Source organism: Fibrobacter sp., assembly GCA_012523595.1.
In the GTDB taxonomy this organism is placed as follows: Bacteria; Fibrobacterota; Chitinivibrionia; order Chitinivibrionales; family Chitinispirillaceae; genus JAAYIG01.
In genome coordinates this window covers 1-25,362 of sequence record JAAYIG010000046.1, presented here as the reverse complement: position 1 = coordinate 25,362, position 25,362 = coordinate 1, and the positions used below count along the sequence as shown (strand labels likewise).

At 43.9% G+C, this 25,362-nt stretch carries 15 protein-coding genes; 5 read left to right on the top strand and 10 right to left on the bottom strand.

The window, feature by feature from the left end; genetic code table 11:
* Positions 1–670: 670 nt before the first annotated feature.
* The 8 genes from GX089_02625 to GX089_02590 all read right to left on the bottom strand — a co-directional run bounded on the left by GX089_02625 (position 671) and on the right by GX089_02590 (position 16,175).
* On the bottom strand, positions 671–1,828 hold the full coding sequence (locus GX089_02625) for an NAD(P)/FAD-dependent oxidoreductase (protein NLP01362.1): 1,158 nt from the start codon (positions 1,826–1,828) through the stop codon (positions 671–673).
* Positions 1,821–2,030: a 4Fe-4S binding protein gene (locus GX089_02620; protein ID NLP01361.1), complete on the bottom strand. Its 210-nt coding sequence runs from the start codon at positions 2,028–2,030 to the stop codon at positions 1,821–1,823. Before GX089_02620 ends, GX089_02625 begins: the two co-directional genes overlap by 8 nt.
* Positions 2,017–3,024: a hypothetical protein gene (locus tag GX089_02615; GenBank protein ID NLP01360.1), complete on the bottom strand. Its 1,008-nt coding sequence runs from the start codon at positions 3,022–3,024 to the stop codon at positions 2,017–2,019. The genes GX089_02620 and GX089_02615 overlap by 14 nt, the downstream gene beginning before the upstream one ends.
* Entirely contained in the window at positions 3,021–3,983 is a 963-nt protein-coding gene (locus GX089_02610; GenBank protein ID NLP01359.1) for a UbiA family prenyltransferase, read from the bottom strand. The genes GX089_02615 and GX089_02610 overlap by 4 nt, the downstream gene beginning before the upstream one ends.
* Positions 3,980–4,954, bottom strand: coding sequence for a UbiA family prenyltransferase (locus GX089_02605; GenBank protein NLP01358.1), 975 nt, complete (start codon positions 4,952–4,954; stop codon positions 3,980–3,982). Before GX089_02605 ends, GX089_02610 begins: the two co-directional genes overlap by 4 nt.
* A 103-nt stretch (positions 4,955–5,057) precedes the next feature.
* Positions 5,058–6,140 (bottom strand): histidinol-phosphatase, encoded by a 1,083-nt coding sequence (locus GX089_02600; protein ID NLP01357.1) that lies wholly within the window; start codon positions 6,138–6,140, stop codon positions 5,058–5,060.
* 6 nt (positions 6,141–6,146) lie between these two features.
* Positions 6,147–7,547: an immunoglobulin domain-containing protein gene (locus tag GX089_02595; protein ID NLP01356.1), complete on the bottom strand. Its 1,401-nt coding sequence runs from the start codon at positions 7,545–7,547 to the stop codon at positions 6,147–6,149.
* Positions 7,548–7,763: 216 nt separating this feature from the next.
* The gene (locus GX089_02590) at positions 7,764–16,175 is read right to left on the bottom strand and encodes a PKD domain-containing protein (protein ID NLP01355.1); all 8,412 of its coding nucleotides are present in this window, start codon (positions 16,173–16,175) and stop codon (positions 7,764–7,766) included.
* Positions 16,176–16,333: 158 nt separating this feature from the next.
* On the opposite strand from GX089_02590, the gene GX089_02585 reads away from it, so the two are divergent.
* Positions 16,334–17,116 (top strand): hypothetical protein, encoded by a 783-nt coding sequence (locus GX089_02585; GenBank protein NLP01354.1) that lies wholly within the window; start codon positions 16,334–16,336, stop codon positions 17,114–17,116.
* Here the strand turns inward: GX089_02585 and GX089_02580 are convergent.
* Together GX089_02580 and GX089_02575 are read right to left on the bottom strand one after the other, a co-directional pair.
* Positions 17,107–17,544, bottom strand: a complete 438-nt coding sequence (locus tag GX089_02580; protein ID NLP01353.1) for a response regulator — start codon at positions 17,542–17,544, stop codon at positions 17,107–17,109. The two genes, GX089_02585 and GX089_02580, sit on opposite strands and share 10 nt — an antisense overlap.
* A gap of 143 nt (positions 17,545–17,687) precedes the next feature.
* Entirely contained in the window at positions 17,688–17,921 is a 234-nt protein-coding gene (locus tag GX089_02575; GenBank protein ID NLP01352.1) for a DUF2795 domain-containing protein, read from the bottom strand.
* Positions 17,922–18,045: 124 nt separating this feature from the next.
* On the opposite strand from GX089_02575, the gene amrS reads away from it, so the two are divergent.
* From amrS to GX089_02555, 4 genes are all read left to right on the top strand, one after another.
* Complete coding sequence (gene amrS, locus GX089_02570) at positions 18,046–19,053, top strand: AmmeMemoRadiSam system radical SAM enzyme (GenBank protein ID NLP01351.1); 1,008 nt, start codon at positions 18,046–18,048, stop codon at positions 19,051–19,053.
* A 1,334-nt stretch (positions 19,054–20,387) separates the two neighbouring features.
* Positions 20,388–23,978, top strand: a complete 3,591-nt coding sequence (locus GX089_02565; GenBank protein NLP01350.1) for a fibro-slime domain-containing protein — start codon at positions 20,388–20,390, stop codon at positions 23,976–23,978.
* A 344-nt stretch (positions 23,979–24,322) separates the two neighbouring features.
* Positions 24,323–24,688: an rRNA maturation RNase YbeY gene (gene ybeY / locus GX089_02560; GenBank protein NLP01349.1), complete on the top strand. Its 366-nt coding sequence runs from the start codon at positions 24,323–24,325 to the stop codon at positions 24,686–24,688.
* A 286-nt stretch (positions 24,689–24,974) separates the two neighbouring features.
* Positions 24,975–25,362: electron transfer flavoprotein subunit beta/FixA family protein (locus GX089_02555; GenBank protein ID NLP01348.1), on the top strand; the 388-nt coding region annotated here is incomplete at its 3' end.

The window sequence follows — 25,362 nt, the reverse complement described above, 5'->3', positions numbered from 1 at the left end:
GTGCTGGATAGATGAAAATTGATCACAGGAGTCCCTGATATCTCTTCGATTCTTCCCCCCACAATCGCTACGCACTCCTGTCCTTTTAACTCATCCATGAGAGCGGGTTTTATACCGTAGGGGAGCAGTTCATACTGTAATCGCTTAAATAAGGCTTTGTGTAGATCTGTATATGCTGTACTATCAGACACATTTATTGAAAAAGGATTAATTCCAATAAAAGAATCGGCACTCAACAGATGAGGGCAGAGGTTTATGAATACTGCGACTGAACAGATAAAGAGTTTTCGCGGCATACAATGATGAATTTTCTATTCCAGTTCTCTCCTGCGGGTATCCCTTCACGAACGGAGCAACAGCTCCGGTTTGATCAATTCACATTTAACTACTAATATAGATTCAATTCGAACTGTCTGGTTAATCTCTGTATGTGATAATCTATTATACACAAAGCCTTAACTGAAACAGAGTCAAAATCAGCATTGGTATAGAAAGTATGTCCACACTGCATCATGCAAAGTTTTCAACTCCGATTCCGATAATGACCCAGATGTCGGAACACCAGTCAATTAATGTTTAGGACACAAAAAGCAGGAAATATTTATAAATCCCGGAGATGTGCCTGAAGAAAGGAGCAGCAGCACCGGGATTTTAAAAATGTAAAAGGCGCTTACCCGAAAAGCTTGAAGGCTTTGAAAAGCAGGATCGGATTATGTGCAAAGGCTCTTGCAAATACCCTCATGTAGTTCATCTTTTCAGGTTTTTCTTTGCAGAGTGCATTCGCAACTCTGTCTAGAAACCGGTCGTCAGCATGATTTATCACAAACTCCTTGAGAGCAAAAGAACGATTCTGCTGCTTTCCATACGTTTTTTTCCAGATCTTCTCATACTCCCTCAGATGATCATAATCGATCATATCTCCTTTGACAGCTTCTCCGGCTATTCTTCCACAGAGCTTACCCGCGAAAAGCGCATAGCCGATTCCTGCCCCGCTGATACAATTGACCTGCCTGGCCGCATCACCCACAAGCATGATCCCATCTTTAGCAAGCGGGCGAACCCATTTTTTAACAGGCACCCCTCCGCTGTGAATCTCTCCGAACCGCATGCCGGGAAATTCCCTGTCTATAAATTCCTTTAGTTTTTTTACAGCAAGGCCAGCCTCACTTCTCGATCCTATAATTCCAAGCCCGACATTCGCTTCGCCTGCTCCCCTGGGAAAAATCCAGGCATATCCTCCGGGAGCAACCGATGAACCGGTGTAAAAGACACAGGTGTCCTGTTCAATAAGTGGAGAAAATACCCGGGTAAATGCGCAGGATTCAACATCGGAAAGAGCAAGTGATGTATCCCAGCCTCCAAACCTCGCCAGTCTCGATTCCACTCCATCTGCCAGGATGACAATCGATGCTGTAACACTCCTTGACGGGCCTGAGCACTCGTAACCATTCTTACGACGGCAAATCGAAAGAACAGGGAAGGTGTTGAAGTATTTAACTCCGGCAGAAACAGCCTCCTTTACAAGATCTCCATCCATTCTCTCCCGGTCAAGAATATAACTCTCATCGACATTGGCGATTTTGACTTTTATCCCTGAAGGTGATACCATCACCGACTTGGTAACAGTACTTTTTATCCATTCCGGTTTGACTTTAACACTGACTGCCAGGCCTTTTGCCCCGATACCCTCGCCACATCTCACCGGAACACCGGCATTCTCCTTTCTTTCCAGAAGACATACCCGTCGTCCTGTAAGAGCAGCACTCCATGCCGCCATCGAACCGGCCGGACCTGCACCAATTACTGCGATGTCAAATTTTTCAGCCATTTTTCATCTCCTGCACAGGTACAGACTCTGTTGCTGTCTCCATTCTTAGTGCTCCTAACGGACACACCTTCACACAATTGCCGCAGAGAATGCATTTGTCATGCTCAACTGAAGGCTTCTCTACAAGGGAAATAGCTGCAGCAGGGCAGACACCAGCACAAGTCCCACACTCGTCACATCCGGAGTTGTCAACTACCACCATTTTTGATCCTTTCCAGAAGTCTCTCTGTGTCTTTTCGCATCGTTTTGTCATTAAGAACAGTTTTATCAGAAAGCAGTTTTTCACAGATACGTGAGGCCTTTTCTTTTTCACCATTCATTACGAGCATGTGAGCGAGCTTGTTCCTTGTTACTGCTGAATTGTAACCTCCCTCAGGAACCAGTGCGTATGAATCTGATAGCTTCTCATAAGCAGCCGCAGCCAGAGAATAGTCCTGAATTGCTTCGTAATATTTCGCTTTGGACCACAGGACAAATCTGCTCTGCGGGTAACGCTTCTCCAGCTCCTTTATTAGATGCAAAGAACGCTCAGGCTTCTTCTCTTCAGTGTAAATATCGCAAAGGGAAAGTTTCGCGGCAGTTCCGGTTAATTCCGCACTCCTGCTGCAGTTTTCCAGCTTCCTTATACCGTTTTCCCTGTTACCAGGATACCAGAACAGAATCCACCACAACTTCGACCTGAGTTCTGCTCTTGCATAGTCATAAAGGCCCAGAAAAAAATCGGCTTCGGCATTGGATGAATCAAGGTCTTTTGCTTCCTGCAGCAATTTCAATGCATTAAAACCGTTCTGAAGAGATGGGACATAGGCCTTGGTGCGCAGATAAAATGTGGCATGGATTGCCTTGCAGAGTCCCTCGAGTGTTTTTGAGTATGAAGAGATCCCTGCCTGCTTCTGATACTCAGTCACAAGATCGAGCGATTTATTATATGAGGAGATAAATCCAGTGGAATCCAGAACTTTCTCGAAATCAACATCCCGCATTCCGATAACCGCCAGTTTCAGCACAGATGGAAGCGGGTCTGAGGGATTCTGACGTATAAGAGAATCACAAATTAATAGTGCTTCATTAAACTGTGAATTTATTATCTGTTCTATTACAAGCCCGCGATAAGAATCGCTCTCTTCCGGGAAACTGAAGGCATACACACCGGATGAGACAGCAAAGCAAAAAAGAATGATAAATTTACATTTCATGAGTCACCCGGAACCAGCGCTGGATATGAAACACCATGACGTATTCGAAAATACAGCCATGTCAAAAAGAATACAACCATTGCTGCCGGAATCATAGCTGGTGCCAGTATCCCCGCACATACCATACACAAAGCACCGCCTGCCTTGTAGGTGGACTCAGTCCAGAACTGATCTGGCTTAAATATGTACCCCAGATAAAACGGGAAACTGCCCGCGAAACATAGAATCACAATTATATCTGAATCAATGATTGCAACGATACATGATCCCAGAAGAAATAAAAGAGCCAGAAGATGAGCCCTGAAATTACCAAACACCACTGCTGTAGTGTTTTTGCTGCTTTCCAAATCGCCTGGTCTGTCAGGCATGGTTGAACTGATAGACCCTGCAGACATCAGAAGAAAGTAGGGGAGAGATGCTCTGAAAAATTCAAGGCAGAAAAAATCTCCTCCGGCAATCGACCATCCAGCACCGAAAGCTATTACTCCATACCCGGTTGCATTGGAGAGAAAATCAAAAAACGGCCTTCCGGAAAAATAAAACGGCTTAAAAGAGTAAACTACCCCGATTATTATTGTTAAAATGGAAAGTATTGAGATAACGGGTTTTGAGAACAGCAGAGGTAAAAATATGGATACAATTGACAAAAACACAGAGGTTACCAGGGCTGATTTCAGTGAAACAACACCTGAGGCGATCAGTGGTTTACCGCTGTTTTTCCTGTCAACATCGATATCTGCAACCTGGTTTAAAACGTAAACAACCGCAACCGACAGGGAAAAAACTGCCACCCACAGCAGTTCCTGGTATTGAATCAGGGACCAGACGCGGGGAAGATCAGTCAGAGTAAACCCTTTAAAACGCCAGTAACCAAAAACAGCAAATCCCCATACCGGAACCAGAAGAAGAGGGCGGGTGACAAAAAACAGATCAATGAGAATAAGTAATTTTGCCTTCATTTCGATTTGAAAGTGGGATAATCTATCCCGAAGCGCCATTTATAATAGAGTCTGCTGCCGATAAAAGTGAGAATAATAAGCAGGCCATATTCAGGAACATACAAAGCTACTGCAGCAGACAAGAGAAAAACAGGCCATTTAAAAGCCCTGAAAGCAATTTCTTTTCTGGTGGAGATCGCAAAAAACAGAAAAAAGCAAAGGCTGATCGATGAAGGGAGTGCCATCACCCAGAAATGATTTTCCATGAAAAAGGAGAAGAAAAAAGCGAAAAAACAGAGAAATGCAGCACTCACTGCAGTGACTTTTTCACCGTACTTTACACAGAAAGTCTGCTTTCCGGTCAGACGATCCCCAGATGCATCCGGAATGGTTGTTGCCAGAAACACTGCTCCGTTTGCCAGAGCCGGGGAAATGGAGGAAATTAACCCAATACGAATATCGGCGGGAGACAGCTGAGAACCACACTTTGCAATATACCAGCCCAGTAAAAACGTAAGCATTCCATGACCCAATGCATTTGCAAGGACACCGCCCAATGCCCTGTTCTTAAACGTAAATGGAGGAAGGTTATACAATACACCAATGAATAACCCCGCAAAAAAAAGAACAATGACTGCCGGATCATAAATAAAACTGATAACAATCCCCGAAACCGCGCAAAGCACTGCAAGAGTCCAGGCTGCAGGAACAGAAATGAATCCATGTGGAAGAAGAAAAAGCTTATGGTTTATTCTGTCGCTTTCAATATCGACAATCTGGTTCACAACGTAAATTGACGCGACAATCAGAGAGAAACCAATCAGAGAGAGCCAATGCCATTTCAGAATATCTCCCTGAAGCCATCCACCACCGATACTCGCAGATTCATTTCCGGTGATCCACCCCAGTATTAAGATTGTCCACACAGGAGCCAGTAATGGGATACGAAGCAGGAAGAAACCATCCAGAATGCTTTTAAAAGATATTCGCACCAGTGTAATCCCACAGAAATAGAGGAATCAGGGGAAAGAAAATCAGTCCCGTCAGAGAAAGAAATATAAAATCCGCACTCTCTTACAGGGCTAAAATAGATTATCATTCAGTTCCGGGAAGAGCCGGGAAAGGATAGTTTCCAACAGGGAAGGGGTTGGAGTAGATCCATGCTTTTGATTTACGATACACTTCAATTCTGTAAATACCACTATCAGTAATCTGGAATTCTGCTTTTTTACCCTGAACAGTCCGGATACGTTTACCATCAGCCACAAGATGAATTGTTCCCATTCCGGGCAAACTAACAAGGAGCTTTGATGGCAGTGAGAAGTGAGCGGGTTTACCCGGAAGAACTATCTGCCCGTCTTTACACTCCATGAAAAACTCTGTCCCTCTTGCATCTCCTCTTCGAAAATTACTGAAGAAACCCCTGCCATCACGTAAAGCGTTCAAAATCGCCCTTTTTGATCCGGGGAAATCTGATTTGTCTAGTTCATCAGTAAGGTAAACGTGAGTACGAATCCCCTGTAATTCCACTTTGATAGGGAAAACAAGTATGGAAAAAATTCCTTTGCCTACCCGTCTGGTGTGCGCATCAACTCCACCGATACCGCTGATGAATCTCTCACGGTTAAGAGTATCCCATTTCATCAGAAGTTCCGATGGAGGCGCTGCGAGAAATCTCCTTGGATAGAATAAGCGAATAGCACTGAGAGGAGAACGGATTTTTTCTATCCAGTCAGACATCTGATTCCATATCTCTATCCCGTCAAAACCACTGACTTGCCATTCTGTCCAGGGGTAAGGAGGCAGGTTGCCGAAATAGTGCCTTTTTTCAGCAGGATGAGCCAGGAATCCTATTCCACCCGAATCCTTAACCGCATTTATGTAATCCTGTGGATTGTCAAGATTGTGGAAAACTTCATCTACCCCCAGAGCAAGATAATGGTTGTGATTTATTCTGTCCTGATGCTCATAGCCAACAAGCACACAGACATCACCTCTGAAACCCTCCTGACCACTCTCTTTTCCACCAAGGGACATATGATCTGTAACAGCAATAAAGTCCAGGTTTACAGCATTTGCGGCGTCTATCAACTCCTGATAATTAACACCACCATCAGAGTAGGTAGTATGCAGATGAATCGCACCGCAGATTTCTTTGGCAAAACTCGCAGTGATCATTGGTTTTCAGATGTTCCCACGGGAGGGATTATACCAGAACTGCCGGTATCCGACCGCTTCTTCTGAGTTGGAATTAAAAATAGCCTTTATACGGAAAATATAAAAACCGGCAGGCACCTGGGAGTAGTAATCTGAAAAACCATCCCAGACAAGGCTGTCAATTTCCTCGCCGGTGCAAACTACCGGACGATTCCAGACAGTTTTCCCTTCAGAATCAAGAATAGTATAAACTACCCTCTCAAGGCCAGTGTAAGACATTGTTATTTTAAATATTACGCTATCCCCATTAAAGCTGATCTTTGAGATTTCCGGCTTCATTGAGGTACTCTCTTCGGTAGCAGTATTACCTGAGCGTTCCGGTACCTTTATGGTAAACAGACCTGTCTGGCTCTTTTCGGAAGGGATGTACTGATTCTCCCCTGGTACCAGCAATACATCGTAAACTTCTCCCGGAGTAAACAGGGCTAGTTTCAGCCTGACACTGTCCTCTCCAGCCGGAATGCTGAAAAACAACTTAGGATTGACCTTATCAGAGGATTCACACAGAAGTAAAACATCCTCTCTATTTGATTCACAACGTTCAAGATACACACACAATTCTAAAGAATTCTCCAGCATCTTTGCATCCCTTATTGACGGGTACTTACAGTTTTCTTCGATGCCTCCGGAAATTTTCCTATTAGAGGTAAAGGATGTGATTAAAGTATCGCTTAACTGTCTGCCTGCTGACAGTACAAGAGCAGCATAGATCGTATCACCCGGTTTTGAGATATTATCATGTAAAGTGAGAAAAATGGTGTCGGAATCGGAGTAGAAAAATCCTGGATCGAGCCTGCGCGAATAAATGGTGTCGCTGAAGTCGGGCAGTGGGGAGGAGCCATACCAGATATGGAGAGAATCGGCGGACTGAGGTGAAATCTGAATCGCCAGTTGCAAGGAATCTCCCCCAAGATGTTCTCCTAGAAACACACGCGGGAGAAAAAACACGGTGTTGAGTATTTTTTCAGGCTTTTGATTGATAATCTCAGGACTTTTCTTCTTCCTGGAAATGATCTTTTCAGTCTCAGCGGAAGGAGCCACTTTTACCCGTGCAGCTCCTTTCACAATTATTCTGCAGTTCCCGGTTGTATCCGATCCATACTGGTTTTCCACAATGCAGACATAATTTCCCTCATGGACTTTCCTGAGATGCTTAATAACGATAGTACTTCCGGAATCGATCTCCTTTCCACCTCTGAACCAGCGGAAAGTCAGATCACCTCTGCCTTCGGCTCCGCAACTCAGCCTTATACTGTCGCCCTCTACTGCTTCGATTATACTTGGCGGGGAGAAGGTTATCTCAGGAGGATTGTCTGCTCTGGCTGATAGACAGAAGATTAAAACTATGAAAAATACTCTGTAAAGCATATCCGTCCTTGCTCTTGTAAGAACTCAAATCCTGTTCAAGTGGACAAAAGAGCAAGAGCCATTCCAGAGGCGGCATTAATGCCGCCTCTATCAAAAAAAAAGCCCGGTTAACCGGGCTTCCTGAAAAAACAACCTCATTGTCGTGCCTCCCAACCCTGATTTATCGGGGTTTCCTTTCGTCGCTGCGGCATTTATGCCGCAGCCATCTCCATCAAACTATGGAATATAAGTCAGCTTAGCCTGAAACTTCTTTATTACCTTCTTTTTCCCATCAAGGACAGATAGACTCAGGAAATAGGCACCAGCTTGAACCTTCTTTCCTCTTATATCTGTTCCATTCCATGTGACACGGTGTTCACCCATGGAAAGGCGCGATCCCTCAATTGTCTTCTCCCATAACCTTCTTCCCATCGCGTCGTGAAGAGTAAAGCGGAGAGATTCCTTTGATCCGGCAGGAACCGTGTATCTTATATTTGCCACAGATCGGAACGGGTTGGGATAAACCGGTTTCAGAGAGTACTTGAACATTAAAGTGTTTTCTCTGAACTGCTCCATATATGATTGATCAGCAATAACAAGCCACCTGTACTCAGTCTGTCCGGAGGCCACAGTAACGGTTCCGCTGGAGCGCCAGTCACCACTTTCAGTATTCAGCATCGATGCTTCAAGGTCGGCAGGAAATACTCCGGCTCTTTCCAGATTAAAAGAGATCTTTACAGGTTTATCACCGGTATTTGTGAAAGCGATCTCCCGTGCCAACCTGCCGTTAAATTTACCTGCAATATGATGCCCGTACCGACGGTTTACCTCTCTGTGGAAAATTGCCACTCTTGCCGATGAGAATGAGGGCACAAGAGGATAATCACAGAAAGTATTCCCTGGGGCATACCCGCAGTAAACATCAGGTAGCCTGGCTCCGCTGTCGGTCCTGCAGATCATCTTCACACTCCATGTTTCATCATCTTTGGACTTTTTAGAGAGCGGTTGCTCTTTTGACATAGCAAGCGGGATCGGAGGAATCTTCAGACGGATCGTATCCTTGTAGGGATTAAAGATGGTGAATCCTCCATCATTTTCGAACTTAAGTTCCATGTTCCGATTCTGCTTGTCAGGAAAACCCGGTACGAAAATACCGTTAGCATAGAAACGTCTGTCTGAGCTGTCTTTTGCCCAGGAATAAAAATGCAATGAATCACATTTACCGGTAGACTCCAGTATATCGGCAAGCCTGATACCGAAACGGTAGGGGAGTCCTATGTCGGTCCATTCCTTTGGAGGCAGTGTTATCTGGTAATTACTCTTGAGAGAAAGGGTGATACCCTCTCCGAAATCTATCGCCTGATTGTGCAGCGTCTTTACCCAGATGAGTCTGCCTGGGATAAATTTAAACAGGGATGAGTTTGAGTCTGCGTATTCAACCCATCTGTCGCTTGATTCATTGCGGCCATCATCAGCCCATCTGAACATTCTTATATACCTGTTATCGTACTCTTTGACATCTTTTTCAAGGAGTTTTTCGATAACAGATTCAGGCGAGGTATACGCAAGTTCAGATGTAACTTTAAGTGGATACCACTCCTTTGCAGTAGTACGGATCGGGTCAGACTTTTCCCTTCTGACTCTCCTTGACAGGTTAAAAGTATCCACGTGTGCCCCATCGGAAACTATTAGATATGCTCTCAGCCCGTAATCCTGGCTTATTACCTTCAGGTCAGAAGATACGGAGAGACGGATAGTTTCACTTTCACCTTCAAGGGTGTCGAGTTTCTCATACGAGGGAGCCTCGTTACCTTTACCATAAATATATTTCCAGTAAAGATTGCTGATGTTGTCTTCAAGACCTATAGTATCCCTGAGAGTGCGTTCACTTTCTGCGATAGAGCCTGTGTCCCTGAAAGTGACAACTGGAGGCATAGTGTCTATCAGAAGCAGGAAAGGATAGCGCATATCCGAAGTCTTCACCGCTATGGTCTTTGACTTGGAATCCACAATCGTGCCATGTTCTACAAGCAGTTCCGACCCGTTATCACGATAAACCCGCACATCATCGGCACTGTACCCCTTCGGAAGCTCCATGTAGCGCAATCCTATATAGAGAGGCGGAGAGCTGATATTCAGATAAAAACCCGTTCCCACAGGAATCATTCCCTTGTAGTTCCTGGGCTTGAAAGCATAAAGAGTATCGTTATTGGCGACAAGGGCTTTACTGGTAAAAGTCGCGTCTTTCCAGAATACTACCGTACCGTTAAAGGCTTTTACAGTATCCTCTCCTTCTCTGAAAAATGTCATTATTTCCCTGGTAAAAGGAGGAGTCCTCACTACAGCCTTTGAGAGTTCAGTCGGATTTGACCACTCACCATCGGTCTTACGCAGCCAAAGCTCGATGTAGTAAGTAGTATCAAACAATAAGGTGTTTTCCTTAAGCTTCAGAACCACACTCTGGCATTCTGATGTAACCTCAACGATTTGACCGATGTAAAGTTTAAGCTCAGGAAAATGGACGTTGGAATAAGAGATTCCCACGTCCAAATCATCCATGTAACAGGAGGAGTCAAGACACCAGGAGAGACGGATTGTAGCAGAGAGGGTATCAAAGACCGGGGGATCGAGACGGATACAGTTTTCAACCCTGGTAGTGTCTGATGGTTCAAGGGTAACCGCGCTGGCGCGGGCATTTGATGTAACGGGTGACCATTTCCCGTCTTTAAACACTTGTGCACCGAAATAATACCTTGTTTCACTCTTCAGACTTGTGAAAATGTAAATTGTATCCGATGGTGAAACCCTGACTGAGTCAAAACCTGAGGGAATAATGGGACCATCCGGAACTGCTTTTTCTCCCATCCAGAGACGGATACGGGTTATCTCCGGATCGTCAATTTCTGGCCAGCTAAGCATTATCCTGCTTGCACTGAGCGCGACTGCACTCAGAATGATCGGATTGTCAACTGATACGGTCAAGGTGCTGAAAGATGATTTGACAACAGGGCTAAGCAGACCATTTGTCCCCTTTATCACCACTGCTAACCAGATCTCAACAGCTTCTTCATTGAATAATTCATCACTGATTTTGAATGCATACTGTGATTCTCCGGTTATCTCATCAACTGAGAACCATTGTGAATTCGAACTACTGAAGGAGAGAGAAGAGGTATCTGTGCCGTACCAGAATCCGATCGAATCTGCCTTTTCATCATCGATAGAAGATACATTGCCAAACCTGATCTGAGCTGAATCGCCTCCCAGATGTGATCCTGAGATAGACAGCGGATTATCCGGGTGTATGGTATCCTTCATGAAAACCATGCAGCCATTAAGGGAGTCAAATTCGGAATTGCTTCTGTCCAGAAAGATAAGCGCATTCATCAAACCGTAAAGATCACCATCGCCGGGAAGAGTCAGAGTATCGACAAAGGAATCTCCCGCATCAATCAGTTTCTTTTTGCTGTAAGCTTTCAAGCGTACCGATGTGGATGGAGAAGCAGGGAGTTTTCCCTCTTCCACCCAGATACCGAGAGAATCAACCCAGGCTGAAGGAAAAGCGTCTTCGATGGCACTTAGATTCTTCAGTACAATTCTGATATCTCTGTCTTTCAGATAACTTGCAGTAATGACTACAGGGTTGGCACCCTCAGCAAATACTGTTATGGTATCAGATGTTGAATCTTTTCCCGAGGGATTGGTCACAACCAGCTTTACCTGGAATTTGCCGGCTGTTTCATAGACATTATCAGGATTCCTCTGTGTGCTGCTGTCACCATCACCAAAATACCACTTTCGCGAAGTAATCTCTCCCTGTGATGTGTCTGCAAATGAGACAGTCAGTGGAACAAATCCGGCAATCGGTTCTACGGAAAAACCTGCTATGGGTGGTGGAATGATGGTAAGAATAGCAGTATCACTGAAAACCGAATCTTCTGAGTTGTACACAACACAATAAATCTTTGAACTGTCATCTGACAGCTTGAGATTGGTCAATTTCAGGCTTTTACCTGTCTGCCCGGTTACCGGTTCACCATTTTTATACCACTGATACTCCGGAGCTGGATTACCTGTGGCATTGACTGAAAAAGTTACACTGTCACCAACGTACTTCGCCTGGGAAACAGGATGAAGCGTGATTTCCGGTGCCGCGAGTGCGTCAAGAACATGCAGAACCGCAGGTTCCGTTTCAGCCTGACCCTCTTTATTTCTGATTACACAGTAATAAACATTACCGCTGTCTGATTTGGACACATTCTTCAGTTTCAGAGTGTCTCCTGATCCGACACTGTCTCCGGTTTCTTTCAAATACCAGGTGTAAATCAGTTCTGCAGTGCCGGTCGCTTTAGCTGTAAATACAGCGGTCCCGCCTTCGTGAATTTCATAATCAGTGGGATTCTTATTGATCTTAGGTTCGACGTTTCCCACATGCAGAATTGCTGTATCACTGTAAACTACACCGCCATCATTGACAACTACGCATATGAAAGAGGAGCCACTGTCACTCTTTACAACTTCTTTAATAACGAGCGAATCTGCTTCACTAAATATTTCAGAATTTCCAATTTTATACCATGAATATGCGAATGGGGGAGTGCCGGTTACTCTTATCCAGAAAACCGCGTTCTCTCCTTCTTTTACTGCAACATGCTGAGATTGCTCTGTAATATAAGGCGGAGCAGGAGCAACTGTGAGATAAGCAGTGTTACTTCTGACAACCGTATCGGCTAAATCTGTGGCTGGATTGGTCACCTCACAGATGAAAAACGAACCGTCATCGTCCAAAGTTACCCCATCGAGCCTTAGATAGCTTGATCCACCTATGGAATCTGTTCCGTTTCTTAACCATTTATAACGGAGTGGTTCGGTTCCTTCAGCCGTAATACTGAAAGTCACCGCCGTATCTCCGTCAGAAGCAGCTATATCTTGAGGCTGCGAAGTTATCCAGGGAAGTGAAATCACTTTAAGCACCGCAGACCTACTTGTAACTGAACCGGCAGCATTGGAGACAATGCATTTGTAAGTTGTCCCGCTGTCAGTCTGTTCCACAGAAACAAGTGTCAATAATGAATCATCATCGAGTGTATCGACAACTGTCCCTTTTGTCTTAACCCACTTGTATACAAATGGCGGATCACCGGTTACCCGAACCAAAAATGATGCGTTGCGGCCAGCTATTACTGTAGTATCGTGCGGTTGAACCATTATTCCCGGATTGGCAATAACATGAAGCATTAAGGTTTTCGAATATTTTCCTCCCTCAGGATCAGCAACCTGAATCCTTATACTCAGTAAACTTTTAATTTTATAATCCAGAACAGTGGCGGTCTTGAGAGTATCCTTAACGATGGTAAACAAAGCATTGTCGGTTGATCCCGTACCGCTTACCAGAGTATAGGTTAGATCAGCAGGATCCGTATCCTCATCCTCTGCAGTAAGGATTCCCACAACAGCACCTGAGGATTGACCTTCAAGCACGGTGTCCATGGAGAGAGAAATATCTGTGGGAGGATTGGTTACTACAGTGGAATTAGTGACTGTTAAAGTAACACTACCGTCACCAGCAGAGATAGCATAGTCTTTACCCGACGGCATAGAACCCAGTTCCAAACCATTGTCTGTCAAAGTTCCAGAGCAGGTGATCAGAGTGTAAATTCCGGCATCGAATCCAGTCAAAGCATTTACATTCAGGGTACCATCAAGAATAAGATTTCCATTCACTCGAATGCTGTCTCTTGAAGTGCCAAGTTCAAAGTTAAGCACAGAATAATTATTGAGCGTTAAGGCACCGGTGGTAAGTGTACCCGGTTCACCATTTCCAGGAGCAATTGTTCCTCCACTGGCATCGACTGTTCCTGCCACTGTTCCGGTACCGGCAAGAGTACCGGTAACCCTTACGGCACTTCCGGATACAAGAGATCCGGTCACATTAAGAGTTCCGCTTGAAACTGTAGTTGGCCCTGTATAGGTGTTGTCACCCGAGAGAGTCAGGGTACCTGTTCCTTCTTTTATTACAGTACCGGTACCGGAAATGACACTACCGTAAGTATAGGCGTTAGACCGGTTAAATCTCAGAACATGATTATTGGTAACATTTGTGGGGATGCTTCCGGTTGTGCCGCCATCGCCGATCTGCAGTGTACAGAGAGTGACAGTGGTTGTTCCGGTATAGGTATTATTATTTGAAAAAATAACAACACCTCCATCTCCCGATACAGTTACATTACCTGAACCGGTTATTACTCCGGCAATTGTCATAGTGTTTTTCCTGACAGGATTGCGTATAGTGGCGTTGCCGTCAACTGTAATGGTGCCATTATGAACTGTGGTAAAGGTATGACCGGTGTCGTAGGGTGAGAGCAAGCTGCCATTATTTTTGATATTGATATCATTATGAAATACTCTATCTCCCCAGGAGACAAAAGTTGCTCCGCTATCGATTGTGATTGGAGCCGTACCTGCAGCAGAATCATTTTCAACAGACAGTTGTCCGCTTTTAATAATCAATTCTTTAAGTGATCTTGCCTTGCCCAGAAGTCCCATGTAATTGGTGACTATTGTAAGGGTATTATTGTTTCCTTCTATACAGACAGAATCAGCGTATCCTCTCCCAATGTCAAACCTGTTTCCTTTGTTGCCAAGAGTCGCATCGCTTCCAAGTGATATCTTTCGTATCGCGCTTGTCTGTTCTGCACCGGTATTTATGATCGCACCTGTATTCTCATCCACCTGCCCGTTAATTACTATGCCCTTGGTGTATCCCCGCAAATCAAGACCATTTACATCCAGTGCAGCGCCGGAATCTACAGTAATGGTATTATCAAAATTTCCAAATGCCTGTTTATTTCCGGCCTTTAAAATTCCCTCTTTTATTGTTACTCCACCGGTAAATGTGTTTGCACCATTGAGAATCCAGATTGAGGGTCCGGTTTTCTCTAAAGCAGTTGCACCACCGTTTCCATTGCTTATTATGGGAGAGAAGGAATTGGTGTCGCCTGTAAATTTTCCACCGAATTCAAGAATGCGGGCACCAGAGCCGGAAAAAGCGATAGCTCCCGTATCTGTAAATCTCATGGCTCCACTGCCGCTCGAATATAGGTACCCGTTTTTCTCGGTCAGGGTAAAGAGACGATTTGTACTGGAAGCTCCACCGGTAAGCCGATACTGACCTCCATCGATCACCAGATTTGCAGCAGCATTAGTCGAAGCCCCGATACTGCCTGGTGATCCGCCATTGGACATGCTGTTTACATTCAGCCTGATATTACGTCCTATAGTGGTAACACCAGTGTAAGTATTGGCACCATCCAAATGGAGAGTCGCACGAGAGGATGTGGTGTCGTTAGCTTGAATATTCAACCCCCCTGTACCGGTGATAACGGACTTTATGGTTGCTGTTTTTCCCGAGGCCACAAGCAGTCCATTTTTGTTTCCAAAATTTAACGTTCCACCAGTGAGGGTATATCCGTTGTTAAGAAAAGAGATGCTATCCACTGCCTGAGTTCCACTGACAGTAATGGTGTAGGATCCATCACTGCCACCAAATGTAGCGGAGTTTCCCGCTCCCGGCCAGGCAACAAGGGTTGTGCCGTTTCCGTTAAATGTCCAGTAAGCATCCGTTCCCCAGGTACCACCCCCTGGCTGTATGCCGGCTGCCGCATCTATATCCCAGGTGTAGTCTCCAAAAACGGTAGGTATCCACTCAAAAGCCCCGATATCGGTTGAACTGCGTGAGTTTCCGGCAATATCTGTTAACGGAGCACCGGTATTTGTGCCGGCGTTAATAGCAGGGGAGCTGGCAGACAGTCTAAAGTCCGATATCGACGCAGGATTTTCTCCTATAAATCCAGGATTATTACTGTAAACAGACCCTTCACCCCAGCCTGACTCTGATGTCGGGAGTAGATTGTATGTGTAAACACTTTTCAGATCAGCATCAGCCAGATTAACGGTATTGCCGGCAAAGATGCAGTTGGTGATATCGATAAATTTTTGATTGCTTACCTGCTCAGGATTGATGCTATTCTCAGCCTGTACAGAATCATTGTTGAAGAAGGTGCAGTTTATGGCGCTGCCATAAGGACCATTATTGTTTTTGTTTGCTATTCTCGGGAAAATTGTGGCATTATTGCGAAAAATTGTGTTAGTGATCAGGAGATAATCGGTTGCGTTATCTCTAAGGGTAAATACTGTCGATGTAAAGTTCTGTATTACGCATCTATCGATGATACATTTTCGGTTGGTGTTGGAAAGAATAATTGTACCGCAGTTATTCAGAATTATCCTCTCAAAACGATTAGTGCCACCATGATTAGTCCAGTAATTGTTCCAATCGCCTCCGCTCAATCTGACAATCGGGAAGCTGTCAGGGTCATTTTTATCACTCATGAAATGAACTATACTATCGATATTCATCGGCCAGGATTCATCGTAAGTATCGACATCGTTTCCAACTATATAAATGGTGTCGCCGGCGGAATCGGAAGCAGCTTTTATGGCATCGGAAAGATTATTATATTGAGCTCCTCCATCCTGGTCCACAGTGAGTCTTGCGGCCATTGTGGAAAAAGAGAAGATGAGAATAAGTGGGAAATACAAACGCGTTTTTTTCAACAAGGTATTTAAAACGTTTGTAACTGGTAACATATATAATCCCCTATAGTAAATTTCCTGAACCTTTATAGAAATTATATCTATTATATAGATTATTTTACAAGCCGCTTTAATATAAATCTGATCAATTTCAAATGAAAACCAGAATCTTTCGGGAATAAAATTTGCGTATTTATCAGTAAGGTGAAATCATGCCCGAACTTCCCGATGTAGAACATTTCCGGGATTACCTACAGGAAACCTCTTTAAACCAGAAAATCTCTTCAGTTCAGGTAAAAGACAACAGGATCCTCAAGGATGTAGATCAGTCCAGTTTAAGGAGGCTCCTTGTCGATAATCGCTTCACGGAAACATTCCGCTATGGCAAGAATATTTTCCTGAGAATAGACAAAGACCCCTGGCTTACACTCCATTTCGGGATGACCGGTGATCTTAAATACTACAGCAAGCCATCTGATAAACCTCCTTTTGAGAGACTTTCAATCGTTTTCTCAAATGGAAGCACTCTGGGATATTCAGATCAGCGACTCTTTGGAAGAATCGGTGTCACAAGTTCTCCTGAGGATTTCATCTCCGAGCATCATCTGGGAAAAGACGCCCTGGAAATCGACAAGGATGGCTTTCTGAAGGTCCTCTCAGGCAAAAGGCGGTCAATAAAGAGTCTTCTCATGGATCAGGGACTCATTGCAGGGATAGGAAATGAGTACAGTGATGAGATTCTTTTCCAGGCCGGAATTCTTCCACAGCGGGGGAGTGATTCCCTGAAGCGTGAGGATTTTCTTAAAATTTTCAATTCCATGAAAATGGTGCTGAAAACCGCACTCAAAGCTCATGGGGACAAAAAAAGATTCCCAGAGAGCTTTCTTCTGAGAAATCGTCGTAAGGGTGCAAAGTGCCCCGGATGCAATACAGAGATGGAATCCTTTAGACTGGGCGGTCGAACAGGGTATTTCTGCCCTGGCTGTCAGGTGTGAATCTTCTGAAAGATGTTTGAATTTTCTAACTGCTGTAGAGTATGACTTCTGAAATTATCGATATGGCATCCTTCACTGGCCATTTTTACAATCGTGATAAGCGATTTAAAGAAATCGGTCCTGCCTTTTTCAAGTACCTGGCAATTTGGGGGGAGTTCGCCGATGGAACCGGGATCACCAGTGATTATCACCGAAGCAACTGATGGATTGATTGTTAATACTGCCTCCAGGAACTGAACTCCGTTAAGTGTTGGCATACGGAAATCGGAGATGACAAGCAGGGGATTGAGTCCCTGCTCGATATCGTGAAGAGCACGAAGAGGACATTCGTAGGTGATGATATTTTGATAGCCGGCTCTGTTGAGAATGGTTTTCATAAGTTCAACAGCTATCGCCATGTCATCGACTATTACGATTTGTCCATTCACACTGTTCCTCCTTTGATTTGTGAAACGCTTATTTTTCAAAGAGTATAATTTTATAATAGCAAGAAGCTTGCCATCTGTTCGTGTGTAAATGGAAAAGAGTGTACCTTTCTGTTTCAGGAGAAAAAGGCAACACTCTTTATACTTTAATCATCGCAGGATTCCAGTCCCCGGGGCAGTTCACTTTCGGGAATGAATGTTTCCCGTGCCGCATCGGCTGCGTCTTTATAACGCCTGTCAGGAATACCCTCTATTGCGGAGAGTATCGGTCCTGGGGCCTGGTGATCTTTTGCAAATTGCACAAGTTCATTTTTTCCTGACGGGAAACGGGAATCCTTCAGGAATTGCTCCACATCTATGGGATTGACATTTCTTTCCATAACACCTCCTGAGAAAACACAGAATACTTAAAACTATAAAAAACAAACTCCATGCCATCAGGACCGCTACTTGCTTCTCCTCTTACTGCCTTTACCTATTTTCAGGATAGAAAGGAGGAAAAAGGTGAAAGAGGCAAGACTTTACCGTACCCTTGATAATAAAAACGTAAGCTGCTTTCTCTGTGCACATCATTGCGCAATTGCGCCGGGAAATTTCGGAAAATGCTCAGTGAGAAAAAACATCGATGGTAAACTTTTTACATTTGCCTATGGGAAGACAATCGCTGAGAATGCAGATCCTGTAGAGAAAAAACCGCTTTATCATTTTCTCCCAGGGTCAAAATCCTACTCAATAGCCACCATGGGGTGTAATTTCCGATGCGGGTTTTGTCAAAACTGGCAGATCTCCCAGATTTCAGAGGAAATGATGGGGGAGAGACGGGGGATCGAAAGCAGTCCCGAAGAGATAGTAGCAAGGGCAATAAGAAGCGGCTCTAAAAGCATCTCCTATACCTATACTGAACCTACCATCTTTCTTGAATATGCCTCTGAAATTGCCTTTTTAGGGAAAGAAAGAGGTCTGGCAAATATCTTTGTCACGAACGGGTTTATGACCGCAGAGGCACTGAAAGAGGTGGGACCGGTTCTTGATGCCTGCAATGTTGACCTGAAGTCATTTTCCGATGAATTCTACCGCAGAAATTGCGGAGCGAGAGTGAAGCCTGTACTGGAAACGCTCGAGAGAATTAAAAAGATGGGAATCTGGCTTGAGATCACGACTCTTCTGATTCCGGGAGAGAATGACTCAGAAGAGGAGATAAGAAGCATAGGGGAGTTTATAGCCGGCCTGGACAGAAATATCCCCTGGCATGTTTCCCGATTTTTTCCTCAGTACCAATTTGGCGATGTCTTCGCCACACCGGTATCCACACTCGAACTGGCCCTGGAGATTGGTTGTCAGGCGGGTTTAAAATACGTTTTTCCGGGAAATATTCCGGGAGAAAGCAATACGGTGTGCTTTAACTGCAAAGAGATTTTGATTAAGAGATCAGGATTTAGCATCGATGAAATGAAAATCAAGGATTCCAGGTGTCCCAATTGTGGCGTAACAATTTGTGGTATATGGGAATAATACATATCGATTAAAGTAGTACATATATCGAGGTGAGAAAAACGTGGAAGGATTATATTTTTTTTATAAACCCGGTTCACTGGGCTTAATTTGGCTAGGGGTGGCATTTATGCCGCCGAAATCTCATCTCGTAGATGAAACTTTAACCCATTTTCATTTTATAACGGAAATAATTCGCATCCAGATTCATGAATCTGATAAAATCTTTAAAAATCAAAGGAAAGGTTTCAGGGTTGAAGGAATCTGCGGATGATTTAACGAGATCTTTTCCTTGAGATTTTATAATTTAAATCACGATAGTTCATTGTCAACAAAGATAAGAGTACGATTGTTGAGAAAATCCCAAGGCCAAGATTTGGATCTATAGAGAAATTGTATAGAAAGGGTATTTAAGCCTGAATTAGTGGATTGTCGCATAATATATATTATGTAAACTAACATAGATATATTGGTTTTACTGCCTGAAACTCACCTTCCCCTTGCAAAAAGCTGGGCTTGTATCAGATAAGGATGACTTTGTCTCTTTTTCTTTAATCACTGATTTAGCATTCTGTCTCTGAGTGTCCCCTTTTCCAGGTAGATCCTGGTTAGGAACTTGGTGCATAGACACCGGATTTGTTCACAAGGATGGGAGATGCCTGGTCATTTTTTTCACTATTATCGCTCAGAGATGGATTTATTACTTCATCTCCGTTTTTCCATTGAAAATTTCTCTTGATCTCCTTACCTCTTTCATCGTTCCCAAAATCTAAATTCCACAATTCTCTTCTTATTATTGCGGAAGAATTTATGTGGCTTAACAGTCATTCACATATAATGGCTTTAAAAGATTGTAATTCAATGAATTAAACATTTTTATTTATCTCTGCAGTTTAAATTCTCAAATCTGTGCAGATTACAACTCCTTATTTCATTAATTCATCTCTGAGCTGTGACATAAATGTCAGCTAATAAAGAAAAATCCGGTAAACCGGGGTGAGAAAAATCGTGGCAATGGAATTTTATTTTCTTATTAGCCCGGTTCACCGGGCTTTGTATGAATAGAGGTGGCATTTATGCCGCCGATTTCCTCCCCCAACCCCTTTGTTTCCTGAAATTCTCTAAAATATCTCCCCACACAATTTATCATATCCACCCAGTAATTTTCCTCTTAAATGTCCCCTATTTCGTAAAAAAACATCCTTCAACCAATTCCAGCCCCTTTTTTTCTTCATCCTGGGATACACCAGAATACTCTTTTTATTCATATATTGTACATGTTATTTTCAGTTTTTATTATATTATGGATAAAGGGCACCAACGAACTACTTAATCGATTAAAGAGGGGCGAATTAATGACATCTTCAAGGAAGCTTTTCAGATTAAGCTGGACTGTCATATTCTTGACGTTTTCCTTCATTTATGCTCAGCAGGACGACTACAAAGATACCATCTGGGTAAAGGTCACTTTCTATGACTTCCACTCCGACAGATCAAACCCTGAGTTTGAGTGTCCCCATGATGGCCGCCTGCAAAGAGGTATGGTGGATCCGAATCTCGATGCCGATATGAAACCAGTTCTTGGCCCCAACCCCTTTATTAATTACTTCATCAAGTACTGGTACCGGGATTGGAAGAACGGTGGTGGCCAGGGAGATTTTGACCGCCCGGTTTATAACCGCAACGACTATGTACGAACCACTACCGTCAATCACGATACATCTTTTAAAAACATAGTAATCGACAGTTTCCTTGTTTTCGATCATCTGGGAAATGGTGTCTACGGGTATGTCAACAACAGTTTCTTTCCCCTCGATAATCAGGGATTCGGAAACGAAAATCTCAGTCATAATTACTCCTTCACCATGGAACTGCACCGCGAGTTTATAAAAACCGATGGTCTGACTTTCAGTTTTACTGGTGATGATGATGTCTGGGTATTTATCGATGGCAGGCTGGTGCTGGATCTGGGTGGTATTCATACACAACAGAATGGTTCTTTTAATCTTGACACCATTCCGTGGCTGGAAAACGGGAAAGTGTATACTCTGAGTTTTTTCTTTGCCGAGAGGCACACAACAGAATCCAATATCAAGATTACTACCAACATTATAAGTGCCAGTCTTGTTGACATAAAACTTATTGCCGAACCTGACACCACTGTTCAGGTTTACGACACTGTCAGGCTGAGATCAGAAGTACGCGATGATACGTTAGGAATCCGAGATGAGGTAGCAGCCAATACACAATGGAGAATACTGGATGGTGATGGTAATCCTGATTCGGTTTTAAAATCGCGGGTCGGAAGCGAGGTACTTGTGGTACCTACGGTTGCCTGGTCAACAATAGTTTTGGAAGGTATGGTAACAGATGGGAAAGTGACATTAAAGGACACGATACGAATCAAAGTTACACATGGTCCTCCTTATGCGATTTCCATCGAAGCTAATTTCATCGACTCTACTACAGCCGACACATCTACTTTACGTTTTCCTCAACCGCTGGACCAGATTATTATCTCTAACAGCATGACTTCTGCTGATGCTTACGCTGTGGTGCGGGACAGATCCGGAGCCTTTGTAAGAATGGCAGATCCAATTACAGCTAGTTGGGGTCCTCCCCCTCCTGCTGGTGATGGCATTATATCTGCAACAGGTGAGGAACTTCCTCAACCCAGAAAATTTCACGGTATAGTTAGCAGGATCAATTCCGGAACAACATACGCTTATGCTGATGAAGGTACACTCCTGAGAGACTCTGTTCTTGTCATCGTTGCACCTTATGACATCCTTCGCCTGCGGGTTGTGGAACGCGGAAACAGTGTTATAGATAATTACGTTGACACAATAAGGATGAATACAGATCAGAAAAAACTGTATGATGTGTATGGTTTAAAATCGACTGCCACCGATACGAATGATATCGATTCATGGGTGCTTGTAAATGCTGACTGGGATCTCTCCTCCCCGCTCAATTCTGCAGTCCCGCCCTCGAAGGGACTCTCTTACTGGACTTATGATCCAACCAATCCAGGTACGGGGACTCTTACTCTGACCAATCCTAACGATGCAAACACTCAGACTCTGATCATCCCTGTCATTATCGACAGGGCACCTCCAAGTCTGGTTGAGTTCAAGTTAATTACCCCTGCAAATCAGAGGAGAGCCGGAGAGACACTGCTGGCAGTTGTAGAGATAAGAAATACAGACGGGCTGGTACCCGGTCAATACTGCTTCGGAAATGGCGGGGATGATCCAAGCAGAGTTGTGTATCAGGATACCATGAGTAGAGGAGGAGCTCATCTCCCCGATCCAACAATAAGTGTTGATGGAATAAATGGCACGCTGAATACGGGAAGCATGACAACCCACACGAATGATCAGTGTTTTATTGATGGTCTGGATACGGTACAGGTTGTGCTTTACAATGCTCCCTATACTAAGGAAAAGCATCAACTGGTGGTAACTCTCAACCCCAACCTTATTGCAAGAACAGAGCCCTTTGTGCTTTTACCTGGTCCACTGGATTCTCTGGCTATCACGGATGCGAACTTTATACCCATACCAGGGCCAATCCAACTGGATTCCCGTATCTCACAATCTATAACGGTTTATTCAACCGGTTATGACAGATTCGGGAACCTGATTGATTTTCAAAACAGCACATGGTCAACTGATGGGACTCTCAATCCACACAATGATTTTGGAGCATCAACATATCTGGGAACAGAAAATGTAAATGATCATCAGCAGGGTAATCTCTGTGCTGTTGCTAATGGTGAGAACGGGGAGGTTAAGGCCTGTATTCCTGTTATTATAACAGGACCCGGAGCAGTGTTATCCAGGGCTGTTACAAGAGATATCGACGGGAACGGGCTTCTTGACCGGATAGATTTGATTTTCGATAAGCCAGTCAATATTCCTCCTGAAGCTATACCCTATTTTTCAGTAACCAGGAATAATGTAGTATTTGTTATCGACAGTATAGTACCACGTGCTCCTGGAGATACTGTTTTTTACCTGTATCTGCGAGAAGACACAACTGGGCATCTTCCACAGACTGCCTGGCAGTTAAATGTAAAAATACAGGCATTTCAGGATTTGAACCAGGTATCACTTAATACCGAAGATGGTGCTCCGCCTGTAGTCTGGTATGTTGAAAAGGAAGTCAAATCGATAGACCATACAAAAGATGTTCTTACGGTTAAGTTCAGTGAAAAGATTCTTGGCGGTAATGGGAATGCCTTCAACGTCTTAACAAAACCAGACATGGTCTTAAATATCTGGCAGAAAAATCCGGAAACCCAGCAGTTTGAATATGTAAATCTTCTTGCCGACATACAAGTATTTACCTATGCACAAGATGATGTAGTCAAACTGGTTACAACAAACGGAATGGATATTACCAATGCCAACTGGGTGAATATCAGGGATGAAAACTTTGGGATTCAGGATGCAAGCAAGAATTTCCCCACATCCGTAAACCAGAAAGTAAATGTCAATGTTAAGGGTCAGAAAACGGAAATAAAGGCGTTCCCCAACCCGATCCGTCCCGATTTCCGTGCACCAGGTACTCTCCCGGGTCCGATAAACCTCGTTTATGAACCTAACGCGGTCAACTGGGCTAAAACCTACGGTGGGACCGCTATCAGAGCCAGGATTGCTCCACCTTCTACGGGAACAGTATACGGGTCCTTTAAAATCTATGATCTTGTCGGTAACCTTGTGAACTATGCAGTAAAGCAGGATCTGCTGGCCGGGGCACAGAGCAGAGGACTGAATATAAACGGTCTTTCTATAGTTGATCTTTTGTTTTACTGGAACGGCTCAACATACAAGGGTGCCAAAGCTGCCCCCGGAGTCTATAAAGCTATTCTTTACCTTGATTACACCGGTCAGGGTTACAAAGATGAGGTCCTGACAACGAATCTGGGAGTAGGAAAATAATGGTTTGATTAAGGATCGCTCCAGGAGCAGCTTGCTCTGCGGAGCGATTCCTTTTTGTATCTTTGAACAAAACTCTCTCTTCCCATCTTTACTCGTCATAGCCATCTCTCCTGCCGATGAATCCTTGATAGGAAGTATGCTTATTTGTCATTTCGACGATTCAGCGAGAGGAAATCTTTTCCTTTTTTGTAATCTGCCCCGTTCCATTATATTTTATAAACCACTATACACAGTTCATAACCTGTCTTAAAACATTTATTCCATCAATTTGCATCATGAAAATTACTCCTCCGGTCACATTAATTCGCCAGTATAAAAAACTGCCGGTTCCTCAAAGAAGGATCATGAATACAGCTCTGGAAATTTATCAAAACGAAAAAATTGCTTTCCGGAGATCTGCAAATGTGATTTTTTGCTCTGAATATATGATAAGAAAACTCAATTCTGCCTACAGAGGTATAAACCGTGCTACAGACGTTCTTTCGTTCCCTTTTGGGGATCCGGATTTTTTAGGGGAAATCTACATATCTCTGCCCAGAGCCAGGAATCAGGCCAGACAGTATGGAAGCAGTTATGAGGATGAGATAATCAGGCTTTTTGTCCACGGGATGTTTCATCTGTTAGGATATGATCACGATACTGGTATTAAACGTAAAAAGATGGAAAGTAAGGAATCGAAATATATAGAGACAAGGTACGTGTCTGATTGAAACAGGAACAGAGGTCCTGAGGCAACTCTCGAGGAATCCAATTGAGGAAAAAATTCCGGTACCGACCCCGACAAGAATCCTCTTCCAATCAGCACTGACTCGATAATCCTTTGATACAGGCACAATTACATAAGATTTGAAATGATTTTATCTTTTGTTTCCCTGATGAAATGTGTGGTGTTATTTGATCATCAAGAGCTTCGGATTGCTAAAGGCGTCAAAAAAAAGTATTTTTGACCATTCTATAGATTTGCAGGGATGTTTTATTGACCTTTAAGGAGGTTCCGTGAACATTGTAGTATGTATCAAGCAGGTACCCGGTACTACCAAGGTGAAGATAAATCCTGAGACAGGGACTCTGATCCGGGACGGTGTTGAAGCGGTTGTCAATCCTTTTGATGAATATGCTATCGAAGAGGCTCTTCGGATAAAGGAGAGAGTCGGTGGTGTGGTTAAAGTGATTACCATGGGGCCTCCACAGGCGGAAGCAGCTCTCAGGAGTGCGATTGCAATGGGTGCTGATGAAGGTTATCTGATTTCTGACCGTGCGTTTGCCGGTTCAGAGACCTGGGCTACCTCCTATACCTTATCAAAGGGAATTCAGACACTGGGCAAAGTAGATCTGATTATCTGTGGTAAACAGGCTATCGACGGTGACACTGCTCAGGTGGGAC